Here is a 15,819-nt window from a genome sequence, read left to right on the forward strand (position 1 = left end):
CCGGGGGGACGGGCGGGCAAGATCGTGTGCATGAAACGCACAGGACCGCCCACGACCGGGGCCGAACGCGAAACCCTCCGCGCCTACCTGGACTTCCACCGCGCCACCCTCGCGATGAAGTGCGAGGGCCTCACCGACGAGGAGCTGCACCGGCGGTCGTCCCCGCCGTCCACCCTGTCCCTGCTGGGCCTGGTCCGGCACATGGCCGAGGTCGAGCGGCACTGGTTCCGCCGCACCCTGGGCGGAGGCGGGGCGGACGTCCCGCACGTGTGGTCCGACCGGCAGGACTTCCAGGCCGCCTACGACACCACCGGCGCGAGCACCGCGGAGGGCTTCGCGGCGTGGCAGGCCGAGGTCGAGCACTCCCGCGGCATCGAGGCCGCGCTGGAGTCCCTCGATGACGCGGCTTACGTGCCCCGGTGGGAGCAGGAGGTCTCGGCCCGCTTCGTGATGCTGCACATGATCCACGAGTACGCGCGCCACAACGGCCACGCCGACTTCCTCCGCGAGGCCATCGACGGCACCGTGGGCGCCTGACCGCCCGGCGGCCGCCCGAGCCGCCTCAGGCCGCGCGCCAGTACCCCAGGCCGTTGACCCGCTGCTTCGGCAGGGCCAGGTCCTTGCGCAGGTACGCCGTCAGGGTGCGGGTAGTCGCCGCGTCACAGGCCAGCCACACGTAGGCCGAGGCGGGGTCCTCCACCAGCTCCGGCAGCTGCGCCTTGACCTGGTCGACCAGGGTCGCCCCGCCGGCCGCTCCGCGTTCGGCCCGGCGGATGTCGTGCCGGGCGGTGTCCAGGCGCAGGGGCAGCTCGGCGTCGGACCCGTGCTGGGTCTCGAACCAGATGGTGGCCGGGGTCTGCGGGTAGGCGTCCAGCAGGGAGTTGATGGCCGGCAGGGAGGCCGGGTCGCCGATCACCAGCAGGCGTTCGGGAGCCGGGGCGGGGGCGGTGAAGCCGGTGCCCTGGACGGTGGCCTCGACGGTGGCGCCGGGCTCGGCGGCCCGCGCCCAGTCGCTGGCCACCCCGTCGTGCAGGGCGAACTCCAGGCTGAAGGTGCCCGCCGCCGGATCCGGGTCGACGAGGGTGTAGGCGCGCTGGTGCGGCTTGCCGCCGTCCTGGAACCACAGCCGTACCCACATCGTGGGGTGGAGGGAATCCCCGACCGCTGCCAGCAGCCCGCCGTCGGACAGGTGCACGCGCCGGTAGTTCGCCGTGACGTCTTCCGCCCCCGTCACGGTGAACGTGAAGTCCTTGCCCCGCATGAGCTTGAGGACGACACCCTCCCAGCCCTTCACAACGGCCATGCCCGGCCACCCCTTCCCCTGAATGCGCGCCACCCGCCGCCGTCGGCGTGTATTTTCGGCCCTATAGTTAGGTCAGCCTAACCTAATGCACTTGGGGAAGAGTGTGAGCAGTGTGAACAGCGGGACCACGACGGACGCCACGGACGGCGCGGACGCCACCGACGAGTATGCGGTCTTCCGCGACGGCTGGGGCATCCCCCACCTCCGCGCGTCCGACGCACTCCGACTCTCCTACGCCCAGGGTCGCGTGACCGCCCTCGACCGCGCCTGGCAGCTGGAGGTCGAGCGCCTGCGCGCCCAGGGCTCCAGCGCCGCCGTGCTCGGCGCGGACGCCGTGGCCTGGGACCGGTTCGCCCGCCAGGCCCGCCTCGACGACACCGCCCGCCGCTGCCACGAGGCCCTGGATCCGCAGACGGCGGCCTGGGTGCGGGCGTACGTGGACGGCGTCAACGACGGTCTGGCCGAAGGCGCCCTCCGCGACGAGCGCTTCGCGCGCACCGGGCACGCCCCAGCCCCCTGGGAGCCGTGGGTCCCGCTCTCCATCTGGATCGCCACCCACATCCTCTTCGCCGGCTTCGCCACCAAGCTCTGGCGCGAACGCGTCGCCCGCGCCCTCGGCGAGGAGGCGGTCACCCTCTTCGCCACCGACGGCCCCGGCACCGCCGGCAGCAACGGCTGGCTGGTCCCCGGCGACCGCACCGGCACCGGCGCGGCGATCATCGCGGGCGACCCGCACCGGTTCATCGAGGACCCGGGCGTCTACCAGCAGATACGTCTCTCCTGCCCCGAGTACGACGTGCTCGGCCTGGCCGTCCCCGGCATCCCCGGCCTCGGCCACTTCGGGCACACCGGCAGCGCCGCCTGGGCGATCACCAACGCGATGGCCGACTACCAGGACCTGTACGTCGAGCGGTTGCGCCCCGCGGCGGACGGCGACGGCGTGGAGGCCCTGGGTCCGGACGGCGTCTGGGAGCCCGTCCACCGGCACACCGAGACCATCACCGTCGCCGGCGCGGACCCGGTCGACGTCGAGGTCCTGGAGACCGCGCGCGGCCCGGTGATCACCCACACGGACACGGCGGACCAGACCCTCTCCCTGCGCTACCCGCCCCGCGTCCGGCGCGACCTCGGCTTCGCCGTCCTCCCCGCCCTGCTGCGCGCCCGGACCGTGGCCGACATCGACCGCGCGCTCGACGGCTGGGCCGAGCCCGTCAACGTCGTCCACGCCGCCGACACCCAGGGCGGCCTGCTGCACCGCGTGGCCGGCGCCGTCCCGCTGCGCGACCGCGCCAACCGGCTGCGCCCCGTGCCCGCGTGGGACCCGCGCCACGCCTGGCAGGGCTGGGCCGAGACCCCGGTCGAGCCGGTGCAGGGCTTCGCCGTCATGGCCAACGCCCGCGGCATCGCCTCCCCGCTCGGCGTGGAGTTCGCGCCCCCGCACCGCGCCAACCGGATCCGCGAGCTGCTCTCCGGGTCCGCCGACTGGTCCCCGAAGGCGATGGCCGACGTACACGGGGACACGCATCTGGCTTCCGCCGCGCCCCTGCTCGACCTGCTGCCCGGCCTCGCGGACCTCTCCCCCGCCGCCGAGGCGCTGCGCGCCCGACTGCTCGCGTGGGACCGCCACATGGCGGCCGACAGCACCGACGCCACCGTCTTCTCGGCCTTCCGGACCGCGACCGTACGCCGCTTCGCCGCGGACCCCGCCCTCGCCGGGCTGGCGGCTGCGCCGGGCGGTCCGGAGGTGTTCCACCCCTGGCTGTACCTGGTCCCGCGGGTCGGCTACGCCCTCGAAGGGCTGCTGACCACCGCTCTCCTGCCCGGCCTGGACCGGGTGGCCCACGTACGGGCCGCCCTGGAGGACACCGCGGCCGCGCAGACCCCCGACACCCCGTGGTCGCAGGTCCACCGGCTCGCCCCCTGGGCGGCGCTGCCGGACCCGGACGCCGAGTGGCCCGGCCTCGGCGGCGACCACGACTGCGTGAACGCGACCTCGTCCGTGCCCGGATTCACGGACCTCGCCGCCCGCGCCTCGGCGGCCCGTTACGTATGGGACCTGGCCCGGCGGGAGGACAGCCTCTGGGCGGTCCCGCTGGGTGCGGACGGCGTCACCGGTTCCCCCCACCACCGCGACCAGCTCGCCCTGTGGGCGCGCTGCGAACTCGTACCGGTCGTCACCGACTGGACCCGGCTCACGAAGGAATCCTCCGCATGACCACCGCATCCCCCGCCTCCCCCGTATCCGCCGCATCCGCCGCCTCCGCCCGCCGGCCCGTGCACACCCACCTCGTCGAGGGCTTCGGCGCGGTCACCATCACCCCCGTCGACCCCGCCGCCGACTCCGCCCTGATCCACGGCTGGGTCACCCAGGAGCGGGCCCGCTTCTGGGGCATGGGCGAGGCCAGCCGCGAGCTGGTCCAGGAGATCTACGAGGACGTCGACAGACGCACGACCCACCACGCTTTCATCGTCAGCCGCGAGGGCGAGCCGGTCGGGCTCTTCCAGACGTACGACTGCGCCGAGGACCGCGTCAGCGAGTGCTACGAGGTCCAGCCGGGCGACACCGGCGTGCACCTGCTGATCGGCCCCACCCAGGGGCCGGCGGAACGCGGCTTCAGCGCGGCCCTGATGACGGCCTTCATGTCGTTCGTCTTCTCCGACGGCCGCACCCGCCGCGTGGTCGCCGAGCCCGACGCCCGCAACGAGAAGGCCATCGCCCGCCTGGTGCGCACGGGCTTCGTGCTGGGTCCGGAGGTCGAGCTGCCGGAGATCGACCTGCCCGAGGTGTACCTGCCGGCCAAGCCGGCCCGGCTGGCCTTCCTCAGCGCCCCCGTGCCGCTGCCGGAAAACGGGTGACCAGCGCCGCCCACTCGGCCGGGCGCTCGGCGAACGGGAGGTGCCCGGTGGGCAGTTCCACGATCTCGGCGCCCGGCAGCGCGGCCGCCAGCTCCCGCTGAACGCGGACGGGCACCAGCCGGTCCCGGGTCGTCACGACGACCCGTACGGGTACGCCGATCCGCGCGAGCTCCTCGCGCAGATCGGCGCCCTTGATGAGCGCGGCCTGGTCCCCGCTCCCGGGCGGCACGGTGGCCGAGGTTGCCCGCACCACGGCCTCCACCTGCTCGGGGCCGAGCCCCTCCAGCTGCTCCTCGCCGAGCACGAGGGGTACGAGGAGCCGCGCGAGCAGCTCGTTCTCACCGCGCCGGCCCAGCTCGGCCCATAGCTCGGAGATCAGCCCGAAGCGGTGGCCGGCCCGCGCGAAGCTCGCGGTGAGGACGAGCGCGGTGACCCGCTCGGGATACCGGGTGGCGATGCGGACGGCGACGTTCCCGCCGAGCGAGTACCCCAGCACGGCGAACCGCTCCAGCCCCTCGGCATCGGCGGCGGCCACCAACCGGTCCGCCAGCGCGTCGAGTTCGAGCGGTACCCCGGCCCGCGGCGTGCCGCCCGCACCGGGGTAGTCCACGCCGACGACGCTGTACACGGCGGCCAGCTCGTCGAGGATCGGCCCGAAGTTGGCCTCCACCGAGCCGCCGGCGCCGTGGGCGAGCAGCAGGCCGGGGCCGCCGCTCTCCTTGCGGACCGTGCGGGCGTGGGCGGCGCGGGCGGAGTGGGACGTGGCGGCGGTCATGCGGAACCCCCTGCTTTCTCTATCGGTCGCTACAGAAAGAACCGTATCCGATTTAACGAACGATCGCTACAGAAACCCTGATCTCCCATTCCGATTGACCGGACCGGCCAACTGGCTGGAAGCTGATGGCCACTCAACTCAACTGCGCTGGGGGGAAATTGACCAGCCAAAATCTGTTCATCGGACCGGATGGGGCAGCGGACCGCTACCGGTTGCTCCGTTCGATCGGGCGCGGCGGAGAGGCCGTTCTCTATCTCGCGGAGATCGAACTGGCCGGCGGGACCGAACCGGTGGTCGTCAAGGTGCTCGACTCCCAGACCACCATCACGCCCGACGTGTTCCACCGGATCAGCAAGAAGTGGAACGAGCAGGCGGAGCTGCTGCGGTTCGTGCACCGCCCGGGGGTCGTGGGCGTCCGCGAGCACTTCGAGGGGCCGCCGATCCACCGGCCCGGCGAGTCCGAGACCCTGAGCGGGCGGTCGCTGGTGCTCGTCATGAACCATGTCGACGGCCTCGACCTGCGGGACTGGCGGGCCGAACGGACCCTCGTCGGCGCCTCCGAGCGGCGCGAGGTGATGCGGACGCTGGAGCAGCTGGCCGACGTACTGGACTGGCTGCACTCGGGGAAGGCGACCCCGTCGGGCCGCCAGGTGATCCACGGTGACCTGTCACCCGGCAATGTGATGGTCGACGCCCATGGGCAGGCCACCCTGGTCGACTTCGGGCTGAGCAAGCTGACCGCCGACCACCAGACGGCCGAGGTCTGGTTCACCCCCGGATACGCGGCGCCGGAGGTCCTCTACGGGAAGCGGACCCCGGGCACGGACCGGTACGCCTTCGGGGCGATCGCGTACTTCCTGCTCAGCGGCCAGTCGCCGCCCTCGGAACCGAAGCAGCTGGCCCTGGCCCTGACCGAGCTGCCGGAGATCGCCGCGCTGGACGCGGAGCAGCGGTCCCGGATCGCGGCGATCTGCTCGGGCGAAGCCGCCGATCGGCCGGTCAGCCTGGCCGGCTGGGTGAAGGACGTCCGCCAGGGGGTGGTGTCCACCACCGCTTCCGCCGCGCAGCGCGTACGGGACGCCCCGCCCCCGCCGCCCGTTCAGCCCTTCCGCGTGGCGCCGCCCCAGCCGCTGCTCCCACCGCCGATCCCGACGCTGATCCCGACGCCGCGCCCGACGCCACTCCCGACGCCGCCGTCCACGGAGCCGGCCGCCCGGGCCCCGCACCCGGCGCCGGCCCCCGCCTACCCGCCCGCGCGGGCGGACACCCCGGGACCCGCTCGCACCGAGCCGGCCCTGCACCGGGAGGGGGCGCCCCCCACGCCCGCCACGCCCAGCGCCCCCACCGCGCCCACCGCGCCCACCGCCGCCCGGCCGGGGCGCGAGCGGCGGCGCGGTCCGGTGGTCCTCGCGGCCGCACTGGCGGTCGTACTGCTGGCCGCCGGGGCCGTGGTCGGCGTCAAGCTGCTCGCTGACGATGACGGCAAGGGCGACACCGCGGGTGGGGACAAGCCCGCCGGGGTGGGCGCCCCGTCGGAGACACCGTCCGGGGACTCGTCCGCGGACTCGTCCGAATCGCCCTCCGCGGACCCCACGGCGGACGACCCCGCACCCACGGAATCCGATGGTTCGGACGCCTCCCCCAGCCCTTCGGCGCCCGGGGCCGTGAAGGACACCAACGAGGCCGATCTGACCGTCCTGTCGACGGTCGGCGAGGGCCACGGCTTCGAGGTCGCTCCCGCCAAGCTCAACACCAAGGAGTACGGCACGGCCCTCGTGGGGAGCTGCTACTACGGTGCGACCACCGAGTACGACGTGAACCGGGCCTGGTCCGCGCTGGACTTCACGGCGGGCGTCGACGACGGCTCGACCGCGGAGCAGGCCCGCGTGACCATCTCCGTGGACGACCGGCCCGCGCTCTTCTCCGAGCAGGTCCACCTGGGCAGGCCCGTCACCAAGTCCCTGGACATCAAGGGAGCCCTGCGCCTGCGCCTGAAGGTGGAGACCACCTGCAAGGACTCGGGGAACGCGGTCATCGCCGCCCCCGTCCTCAAGCGCTGACCACACGACGGTGGCCCGCACCGGTACGAGAACCGGGTACGGGCCACCGCTTGTACGAGACCTTCGGGCTCAGCCCTCGGAGACGCCCAGGCGCTCCAGGATGAGCTCCTTGACGCGCGCCGCGTCGGCCTGGCCGCGGGTGGTCTTCATGACCGCGCCGACCAGGGCGCCCACGGCCGCGACCTTGCCGCCGCGGATCTTGTCCGCGATGGCGGCGTTGCCCGCGATGGCCTCGTCCACGGCCGCGCCCAGCGCGCCCTCGTCCGAGACGACCTTCAGGCCGCGCTTGTCGACGACCGCGTCCGGGTCGCCCTCGCCGGCGAGGACTCCCTCGATGACCTGGCGGGCCAGCTTGTCATTCAGGTCGCCCGCCGAGACCAGCGCCGCGACCCGGGCCACCTGGGCCGGGGTGATCGGCAGCTCGTCGACGGAGACGCCCTGCTCGTTGGCGTTGCGGGCCAGCTCGCCCATCCACCACTTGCGCGCGGCGGCCGAGTCGGCGCCCGCCTCGATGGTGGCGACGATGGAGTCCACCGCGCCCGCGTTGAGGATCGACTGCATGTCGTGCTCGCCCACGCCCCACTCCTCGCGGAGCCGGTTGCGGCGCACGCGCGGCATCTCGGGCAGACCGCCCCGCAGCTCCTCGACCCAGGCGCGGGCCGGGGCCACGGGCACCAGGTCCGGCTCCGGGAAGTAGCGGTAGTCCTCGGCGTTGTCCTTGATGCGGCCGGCCGTGGTGGAGCCGTCCTCCTCGTGGAAGTGCCGGGTCTCCTGCACGATCGTGCCGCCGGACGAGAGCACCGCCGCGTGGCGCTGGATCTCGTAGCGTGCCGCACGCTCGACGGAGCGCAGGGAGTTGACGTTCTTCGTCTCCGAGCGGGTACCGAACTTCTCGGTGCCGTTCGGACGCAGCGACAGGTTCACGTCGCAGCGCATCTGGCCCTTGTCCATCCGGGCCTCGGACACGTCGAGCGCCTTGATGACCTCGCGGAGCTCCGCGACGTACGCCTTGGCGACCTCGGGGGCCCGCTCGCCGGCGCCCTCGATCGGCTTGGTGACGATCTCGATGAGCGGGATGCCGGCGCGGTTGTAGTCCAGCAGGGAGTGGGACGCGCCGTGGATACGGCCGGTGGCACCGCCGACGTGCAGCGACTTGCCGGTGTCCTCCTCCATGTGGGCGCGCTCGATCTCCACGCGGAAGATCTCGCCGTCCTCCAGCTGGACGTCCAGGAAGCCGTTGAAGGCGATGGGCTCGTCGTACTGGGAGGTCTGGAAGTTCTTCGGCATGTCCGGATAGAAGTAGTTCTTCCGGGCGAAGCGGCACCACTCGGCGATCTCGCAGTTCAGCGCGAGGCCGATCTTGACCGCGGACTCGATGCCGATCGCGTTGACGACCGGCAGCGCGCCGGGCAGACCGAGACAGACCGGGCAGGTCTGCGAGTTGGGCTCGGCGCCCAGCTCGGTCGAGCAGCCGCAGAACATCTTGGTCTTGGTGCCGAGCTCGACATGGACCTCAAGGCCCATGACGGGGTCGTACGAGGCGAGAGCGTCCTCGTACGACAGCAGTTCGGTGAAGGTGGTCACGGTGAAACTTTCCCTCTCAGCCCAGCAGGACGTCGTCGTCGCCCAGGCGCTTCAGCTCGCGGTACAGGATCGCGAGGCCGGTGACGATGGCGGCGGCGGACACGGCGGCGTCGACGAGCTTCAGCATGTCGTGCTCGGTGCGGGCCTTCTTGACCTGCTTGATCACGCCGAGGGCGCCGAAGGCGGTGGTGCCGATCGACAGGTACGTACCGGTCTTGGACTTCTTGAAGCCCTTGGCCTTGGACAGTGCACTGGTGCTCACAGCGACGGTGCCTCCTCAAGCAGCGGGTGACCCCAGCGCTCGACGAAGGCGGCCTCGACGGCGGCACCGACCTTGTACAGCCGGTCGTCCTTCATCGCCGGGGCGATGATCTGCAGCCCGACCGGGAGACCGTCCTCCGGTGCCAGGCCGCAGGGGAGCGACATGGCGGAGTTGCCGGCCAGGTTGGTCGGGATGGTGCACAGGTCCGCGAGGTACATCGCCAGCGGGTCGTCGGTGCGCTCACCGATCGGGAAGGCGGTGGTCGGGGTCGTCGGGGAGACGATCACGTCGACCTTCTCGAAGGACTTGTCGAAGTCCTGCGAGATGAGGGTGCGGACCTTCTGGGCGGAGCCGTAGTACGCGTCGTAGTAGCCGGAGCTGAGCGCGTACGTGCCGAGGATGATGCGGCGCTTGACCTCGTCGCCGAAACCGGCCTCGCGGGTCAGGGCGGTGACGTCCTCGGCGGACAGGGTGCCGTCGTCGCCGACGCGCAGGCCGTAGCGCAGGCCGTCGAAGCGCGCCAGGTTCGAGGAGGCCTCGGACGGCGCGATCAGGTAGTACGCGGCCATGGCGAGGTCGAAGGACGGGCAGTCCAGCTCGACGATCTCGGCGCCGAGCTCCTTGAGGAGCTCCACCGACTCGTTGAAGCGCTGGACGACACCGGCCTGGTAGCCCTCACCGGCGAACTGCTTGACCACGCCGACGCGCATGCCGGCGACGGAGCCGTTGCGGGCCGCCTCGACGACCGGCGGGACCGGGGCGTCGATGGAGGTCGAGTCCATCGGGTCGTGGCCGGCGATGACCTCGTGCAGCAGCGCGGCGTCCAGGACCGTACGGGCGCAGGGCCCGCCCTGGTCGAGGGACGAGGAGAACGCCACCATGCCGTAGCGGGAGACCGAGCCGTAGGTGGGCTTCACGCCGACGGTGGCCGTGACGGCGGCGGGCTGGCGGATGGAGCCGCCGGTGTCCGTGCCGATGGCGAGGGGCGCCTGGTACGAGGCCAGGGCCGCGGAGGAGCCGCCGCCGGAGCCGCCGGGGATGCGGGTGAGGTCCCAGGGGTTGCCGGTGGGGCCGTACGCGCTGTTCTCGGTGGAGGACCCCATGGCGAACTCGTCCATGTTGGTCTTGCCGAGGATGACGACGTCGGCTTCCTTGAGCCTGCGCGTCAGGGTGGCGTCGTAGGGCGGGATCCAGCCCTCGAGGATCTTCGAGCCGACGGTGGTCGGAACCCCGACGGTGGTGAAGATGTCCTTGAGCGCGAGCGGTACGCCGGCCAGCGGGCCGAGCTTCTCGCCCGCGGCGCGCTTCGCGTCGACGGCGCGCGCCTGGGCCAGGGCCCCGTCGCGGTCGACGTGCAGGAAGGCGTGGACCTTCTCGTCGACGGCCTCGATGCGGGCCAGGTGGGCCTCGGTGACCTCGACGGCCGTGAGCTCGCCGGAGGCGATCTTCTCGGCGGTCTCGGCGGCCGTGAGCTTGATGATCTGGTCAGTCATGGTGATTAGTCCTCCCCCAGGATCTGCGGCACCTTGAAACGCTGCTGCTCCTGGGCGGGAGCGCCGGAAAGCGCCTGCTCGGGGGTGAGCGACGGACGGACCTCGTCCGCGCGCATGACGTTCGTCAGCGGCAGCGGGTGGGAGGTCGGCGGGACGTCTTGGTCGGCGACCTCGGAAACGCGGGCGACCGCGCCGATGATGTCGTCGAGCTGTCCAGCGAAGTGGTCGAGCTCTTCGCTCTTCAGCTCCAGACGTGCCAGCCGAGCGAGGTGGGCGACCTCCTCGCGCGTGATGCCAGGCATGCAGCGATCCTCTGGGGGTGGTGAGTGTGTAGGTTTCCGGCCCAATCCTATGGGGCCCGCGCCCCGACCCACGAAACGGTTTGCCGGTCGGCGCCGCCGGGCGCCCTTCGGGGATCCGCCGGGCGGGGATTTCCGGGCCCGGCGCGGATCGCCGCGGCGACCGCCGACGGCGCTGAGGCGGCGCGTCCGGGCCCTGGGGCGGCCCACCCCGGGGACTGACATGGCGCGCGCGGGGACGCGGCGGGCCCGCGAACCGCCGGGGCCGCCCCGCCCGGCGCGGCGGGGTCCGTCAGGGTGCGGCGCACCCGGCGCGGCCCGGCGGCCGCGGTAGCGGCGGGGGCGGCCCGGGAACCACCCGTCCCGGTGGGGCGGGGTCAGGAGGCCTGGGTCTCCGCCGCCGCGGCGGCCGCGGCGAGCTCCGCCGTGATGTCCGCCGGGCGCCGCCAGCCCCGCTCACCGCGGGCGAGCAGCCAGGCCGTGGCCTCCTGCGGGGGCATCGCGGCGGCGACCAGCCAGCCCTGTACCGCGTCGCAGCCGAGGTCCCGCAGCCGCTCCCACGTCTCGTCGTCCTCCACGCCCTCGGCGACGACGAGCAGACCCAGCGAGTGGGCCAGGTCGACGGTGCACCGGACGATCTCCGCGTCCTGCGCGTCGACCGCGAGGCGTGCCACGAAGGAGCGGTCGATCTTCAGCTCGCTGACCGGCAGCCGGCGCAGGTGCACGAGCGAGGAGTACCCGGTGCCGAAGTCGTCCAGCGACATCTTCACCCCGTGCCCCGTCAGCCCGGCCATGGTGTCCGCCGCCCGCTGGGGGTCCTCCAGCAGCACGTGTTCCGTTATCTCCAGCTGGAGCCCGCTCGCCGGGACCCCGTGCCGCGCCAGCCGGGCGGCCACCGCTCCGGCGAAACCGGGGGTGTGGACGTCGCGCGGCGAGACGTTGACGGCGACCGGGACCTTCAGGCCCTGAGCGCGCCACCGCGCGACCTGCGCCAGCGCGGTCTCCAGTACGTACTCGGTCAGGTGGGGCATCAGGCCCGAGGTCTCCGCGATGGCGATGAACTCGTCCGGCGAGACCCGGCCGCGCTCGGGGTGCACCCAGCGCACGAGCGCCTCCAGCCCGGCCACCTGCCCGTCGAAGCGGACCTTCGGCTGGTAGTGCAGTTCCACCTCGCCCGCGTCCAGGGCGCGGCGCAGGTCGCCGAGGAGGCCCAGCCGGTCGGGCGTGTTGCTGTCGCGCTTGGACTCGTACACCTCCACGCCCGTGCGGTCCCGCTTCGCCTGGTACATGGCGACGTCGGCGCGCCGCAGCAGGCCCTCGGCGTCCAGCGCGTGGTCGGGGAAGACGGCGAGGCCGGCGCTGGCCTCCAGGACGAGGGTGAGCCCGTCCAGGTCGAGCGGGGAGCTGAGCTCGGCCACCAGGTGCCGGGCGACGCGCTGGGCGCTGGTCGTGGAGTCCGCGACGGGCAGGAGTACGGCGAACTCGTCGCCGCCGAGCCGGGCTACCTCGGCGTCCTGGGGCAGCGCCTGGCGCAGCCGGTCGGCGATCTGGAGGAGCAGCCGGTCGCCGGCGAGGTGGCCCAGGGTGTCGTTGACGGCCCGGAAGCGGTCCAGGTCGATCAGCACAAGAGCTGACCGGGTGCCCAAACGTTCAGCCTCGTCCAGCGCCGACCAGGCCCGCTCCAGCAGCCACTGCCGGTTCGGCAGCCCGGTCAGCGGGTCGCGCAGTTGTTCCTCCGCCCGGGCCCGAGCGATCCACAAGGTGGAGTCCAGTGCGATGAGCGGTACGGCGAACAGCGGCAGCAGCACCGGCTGCGCACTGGCGACCACGCAGATCAGCGGGGCGATCCCCAGCAGGGCGGCGGCGACGAGCGCCTGCCGGAGCAGGGCGGTACGGGCCACCGTGGGCAGTCCGCCGCCGGGCGGGGACAGGGCGAACCACAGCAGGATCCGGGTGACGAGCAGGTAGGCGAGGGCGACGAGGATGACCTCGGGGATCGCCCCGGCCCCCCAGGAGGCGGGCCGCCAGGGGGCTTCCACGGTCGGGCCGTCTCCGAAGGCGGCCAGCACGAGGGCCCCCGCGCCGATGCCGAGGATGTCGACGGAGCCGTGCAGCAGGCCCTGCCGCCAGCGGTGCCGGCGCGCGGCCCCGACCAGCGAGACCACCGCCAGGGACACCAGTCCGGCGGGGACCCATCCGTAGAGGATGAGCACGCCGAGGGTGAGCGCGGCGCCCGATCCGGTGCCGCCCCACCAGCGGTCGCGCCCGAGGGCGACGAGGTGGCCGACGATGATGCCGGTGAGGAGGGCCAGCGCCCAGCCCACCGTGCCGCCGGGGAAGAGGGCTTGACGGGCGGTCAGCGCGGAGACGATGCCGCCGGCCAGCACCACGACGGACAGGCCCACGATGACGAGGGGCAGCACGGTGCGGCCGCCCTGTCCGGTGCCGCCCGCACAGGTCTCGAGCGGGCGGGTCTCCGGTGTCCTGGCACCCAGGATTCCGAGCCGGCCCGTCCGCATGGACGGGGGGTCCCCGCCGAATTCAGGTGACGGGTCGGCGCTTTCGGTGGGTTTCATGCCCGTCCCTCTCACAGCCGGCGATGCCGATGTCACGCGATGGCCCCGATGTCATGCCATCACGGCTGGAAGCGCATCACGCAGCCGTGCACGACAGGCGCACCCCTCAACAGTAGGACGCGAGAGGCTCCCAGGGGCAGCGGTCGGCGGTGGTTGCCCGAATGCGACCCAGCCATCCTCATCAGTACGGTATCCGCCGAACGGGTGAGTTCGGACCAGGCCCCGGCGGTCACCCCTCCGATGATCCGACAGGTCACCGCCCTGCTACCAGCCTTGTACCGGCCGTTTGCCACCGACCGCCGCGCCCGGCGTGCGCCCGCCCGTACGGCCGCACGCCACGCATCCGTTCGCCTTCGCTACTCCCCCGGAAGGGCTTCCCCCAGGTCATTACTCCGCTTCGGCGGGGCCGTCCACCGGGAGGGCCACCGCACGCGCCGCGTCCGGTCCCTGTTCCAGCAGCACCGCGAATCCTGCGTCGTCGAGGATCGAGAGCTTCAACTTCACGGCATTGTCGTACTTGGAGCCTGGGTTCTCGCCGACCACGACGAAGGAGGTCTTCTTCGACACGGAGCCGGTGACCTTGGCGCCGCGGCTCTGCAGGGCCTCCTTGGCGCCGTCCCGGGTGTGGCTCTGCAAAGTGCCGGTGACGACGACGGTCAGGCCCTCCAGCGGCCTCGGACCCTGCTCCTCGCCGGAACCTTCCTCCTCCATCCGGACGCCGGCTTCCCGCCACTTGCGCAGGATCTCCTCGTGCCACGGCTCCGCGAACCACTCCTTGAGGGAGGCGGCGATGATGGCCCCGACCCCGTCGGTGGCCGTCAGCTGTTCCTCCGTGGCCTTTCGGATCGCGTCGATGGACCGGAACTCGCGGGCCAGGGCCTCGGCCGCGACCGGGCCCACATGGCGGATCGACAGGCCGTTGATGATGCGGGCCAGCGGGCGCTCCTTGGCGGCCGCGATGTTCTCCAGCATGGCCAGGGCGTTCTTCTTCGGCTCGCCCTTCTGGTTGGCGAAGACCGTGACGATCTTCTCCTCGCCCGTCTTGGGGTCGCGCTTGGGAAGCCCGCTGTCGGGGTCGAGTACGTACGCCTTGATCGGCAGCAGCTGCTCGATGGTCAGGCCGAAGAGGTCGCCCTCGTCCAGCACCGGCGGCCGGGACGGCTCCAGCGGGCCGGTCAGCGCCGCCGCCGCGACCATGCCGAAGTTCTCGATGTCGAGGCTCTGGCGGCCGGCGAGGTAGAAGATCCGCTCGCGCAACTGGGCGGGGCAGGTCCGGGCGTTGGGGCACCGGACGTCGATGTCCCCCTCCTTCATGGGGCGCAGCGTCGTCCCGCACTCGGGGCACTCGGCAGGCATCACGAACTCCCGCTCGCTGCCGTCCCGCAGGTCCACCACCGGGCCGAGGATCTCGGGGATGACGTCGCCCGCCTTGCGCAGGACGACGGTGTCCCCGATGAACACGCCCTTGGCCTTGACGACCTCCTGGTTGTGCAGGGTCGCGAACTCCACCTCGGAACCGGCCACCTTCACCGGCTCCACCTGCGCGTACGGGGTCACGCGCCCGGTGCGGCCGACGCCGACCTTGATGTCGATCAGCTTGGTGTTGACCTCTTCGGGCGCGTACTTCCAGGCGATCGCCCAGCGCGGGGCGCGGGCGGTGGAGCCGAGCCGGCCCTGCAGCGGGATCTCGTCGAGCTTGACGACGACACCGTCGATCTCGTGTGCCACGGAGTGCCGGTTCTCGCCGTAGTAGGCGATGAACTCCCTGACCTCTTCGAGGGAGGAGACGACCTTGTTGTGCCCGGCGGTCGGCAGGCCCCACTCGCGCAGGAGTCCGTACGCCTGCGAGAGGTTGTCGATGTCGAAGCCCTCGCGTGCGCCGATGCCGTGCACCACCATGTGCAGCGGGCGGCTCGCTGTGACCTTCGGGTCCTTCTGGCGCAGCGAACCGGCGGCCGCGTTGCGGGGGTTGGCGAAGGGCTTGCCCTCGGTCTCGACGAGCCGCGCGTTGAGCTCCTCGAACTTCTCCATCGGGAAGTAGACCTCGCCGCGGATCTCGACCAGGGCCGGGATCCGGTCGCCGGCCAGCCGGTCCGGGATCTCGGCGATGGTGCGGACGTTGGGCGTGATGTCCTCGCCGGTGCGGCCATCGCCGCGGGTGGCGGCGCGGGTGAGGCGGCCGTGCTCGTAGGTGAGGTTGACGGCGAGGCCGTCCACCTTGAGCTCGCACAGGTAGTGGTAGTCGGAGGTGCCGGCGTCCCGGGCCACCCGCTCGGCCCAGGCCGCCAGTTCCTCGTCGTCGAAGGCGTTGTCGAGGGAGAGCATCCGCTCACGGTGCTCGACGGAGGCGAAGTCCGTCTCGTACGCCCCGGCCACCTTCTGGGTGGGCGAGTCGGGGGTGCGCAGCTCCGGGTACTGGTCCTCCAGTGCCTCCAGCGAGCGCAGCAGCTTGTCGAACTCGGCGTCGCTGACGACCGGCTGGTCGTTCACGTAGTACCGGAAGCGGTGCTCCTCGACCTGCTCGGCGAGCAGCGCGTGCTGCTCACGCACCGCCGTCGGCACTGCCGGCCCGCCGTCGGCCTGCTTCTGTTCGGCTGCCATGCCGTGTCCT

General features: G+C 72.6%; 12 protein-coding genes. 4 read left to right on the plus strand and 8 right to left on the minus strand.

Annotated elements, in window-relative coordinates:
- Positions 1-30 precede the first annotated feature (30 nt).
- A complete protein-coding gene (locus ACZ4TG_RS14485) occupies positions 31-537 on the plus strand; it encodes a DinB family protein (RefSeq protein ID WP_468162340.1) in 507 nt (168 codons plus the stop codon).
- 25 nt (positions 538-562) lie between these two features.
- Here ACZ4TG_RS14485 and ACZ4TG_RS14490 read toward each other — a convergent pair whose 3' ends face one another.
- Positions 563-1,303: a siderophore-interacting protein gene (locus ACZ4TG_RS14490; protein WP_468162342.1), complete on the minus strand. Its 741-nt coding sequence runs from the start codon at positions 1,301-1,303 to the stop codon at positions 563-565.
- Between the two features lie 85 nt (positions 1,304-1,388).
- Here ACZ4TG_RS14490 and ACZ4TG_RS14495 point away from each other — a divergent pair, with 85 nt between their 5' ends.
- Positions 1,389-3,518, plus strand: coding sequence for a penicillin acylase family protein (locus ACZ4TG_RS14495; protein WP_468162344.1), 2,130 nt, complete (start codon positions 1,389-1,391; stop codon positions 3,516-3,518).
- A complete protein-coding gene (locus tag ACZ4TG_RS14500; RefSeq protein ID WP_468162346.1) occupies positions 3,515-4,159 on the plus strand; it encodes a GNAT family N-acetyltransferase in 645 nt (214 codons plus the stop codon). Before ACZ4TG_RS14495 ends, ACZ4TG_RS14500 begins: the two co-directional genes overlap by 4 nt.
- Here ACZ4TG_RS14500 and ACZ4TG_RS14505 read toward each other — a convergent pair.
- Positions 4,125-4,934, minus strand: a complete 810-nt coding sequence (locus ACZ4TG_RS14505; RefSeq protein ID WP_468162348.1) for an alpha/beta fold hydrolase — start codon at positions 4,932-4,934, stop codon at positions 4,125-4,127. The two genes, ACZ4TG_RS14500 and ACZ4TG_RS14505, sit on opposite strands and share 35 nt — an antisense overlap.
- Positions 4,935-5,146: 212 nt before the next feature.
- On the opposite strand from ACZ4TG_RS14505, the gene ACZ4TG_RS14510 reads away from it, so the two are divergent.
- Complete coding sequence (locus ACZ4TG_RS14510) at positions 5,147-6,994, plus strand: protein kinase domain-containing protein (protein WP_468162350.1); 1,848 nt, start codon at positions 5,147-5,149, stop codon at positions 6,992-6,994.
- A 69-nt stretch (positions 6,995-7,063) separates the two neighbouring features.
- Here ACZ4TG_RS14510 and gatB read toward each other — a convergent pair whose 3' ends face one another.
- The 6 genes from gatB to ligA all read right to left on the minus strand — a co-directional run bounded on the left by gatB (position 7,064) and on the right by ligA (position 15,809).
- On the minus strand, positions 7,064-8,578 hold the full coding sequence (gene gatB / locus ACZ4TG_RS14515; protein WP_468162352.1) for an Asp-tRNA(Asn)/Glu-tRNA(Gln) amidotransferase subunit GatB: 1,515 nt from the start codon (positions 8,576-8,578) through the stop codon (positions 7,064-7,066).
- 16 nt (positions 8,579-8,594) lie between these two features.
- Positions 8,595-8,840: a hypothetical protein gene (locus tag ACZ4TG_RS14520; RefSeq protein ID WP_468162354.1), complete on the minus strand. Its 246-nt coding sequence runs from the start codon at positions 8,838-8,840 to the stop codon at positions 8,595-8,597.
- Positions 8,837-10,333: an Asp-tRNA(Asn)/Glu-tRNA(Gln) amidotransferase subunit GatA gene (gene gatA, locus ACZ4TG_RS14525; RefSeq protein WP_468162356.1), complete on the minus strand. Its 1,497-nt coding sequence runs from the start codon at positions 10,331-10,333 to the stop codon at positions 8,837-8,839. Before gatA ends, ACZ4TG_RS14520 begins: the two co-directional genes overlap by 4 nt.
- 5 nt (positions 10,334-10,338) lie before the next feature.
- Positions 10,339-10,635, minus strand: a complete 297-nt coding sequence (gene gatC / locus ACZ4TG_RS14530; protein WP_007266718.1) for an Asp-tRNA(Asn)/Glu-tRNA(Gln) amidotransferase subunit GatC — start codon at positions 10,633-10,635, stop codon at positions 10,339-10,341.
- A gap of 374 nt (positions 10,636-11,009) precedes the next feature.
- Complete coding sequence (locus tag ACZ4TG_RS14535; RefSeq protein WP_468162358.1) at positions 11,010-13,208, minus strand: putative bifunctional diguanylate cyclase/phosphodiesterase; 2,199 nt, start codon at positions 13,206-13,208, stop codon at positions 11,010-11,012.
- A gap of 387 nt (positions 13,209-13,595) precedes the next feature.
- The gene (ligA, locus tag ACZ4TG_RS14540; protein WP_468162360.1) at positions 13,596-15,809 is read right to left on the minus strand and encodes an NAD-dependent DNA ligase LigA; all 2,214 of its coding nucleotides are present in this window, start codon (positions 15,807-15,809) and stop codon (positions 13,596-13,598) included.
- Between the last annotated feature and the right edge of the window lie 10 nt (positions 15,810-15,819).

The organism is Streptomyces sp. NPDC028314, assembly GCF_055565795.1.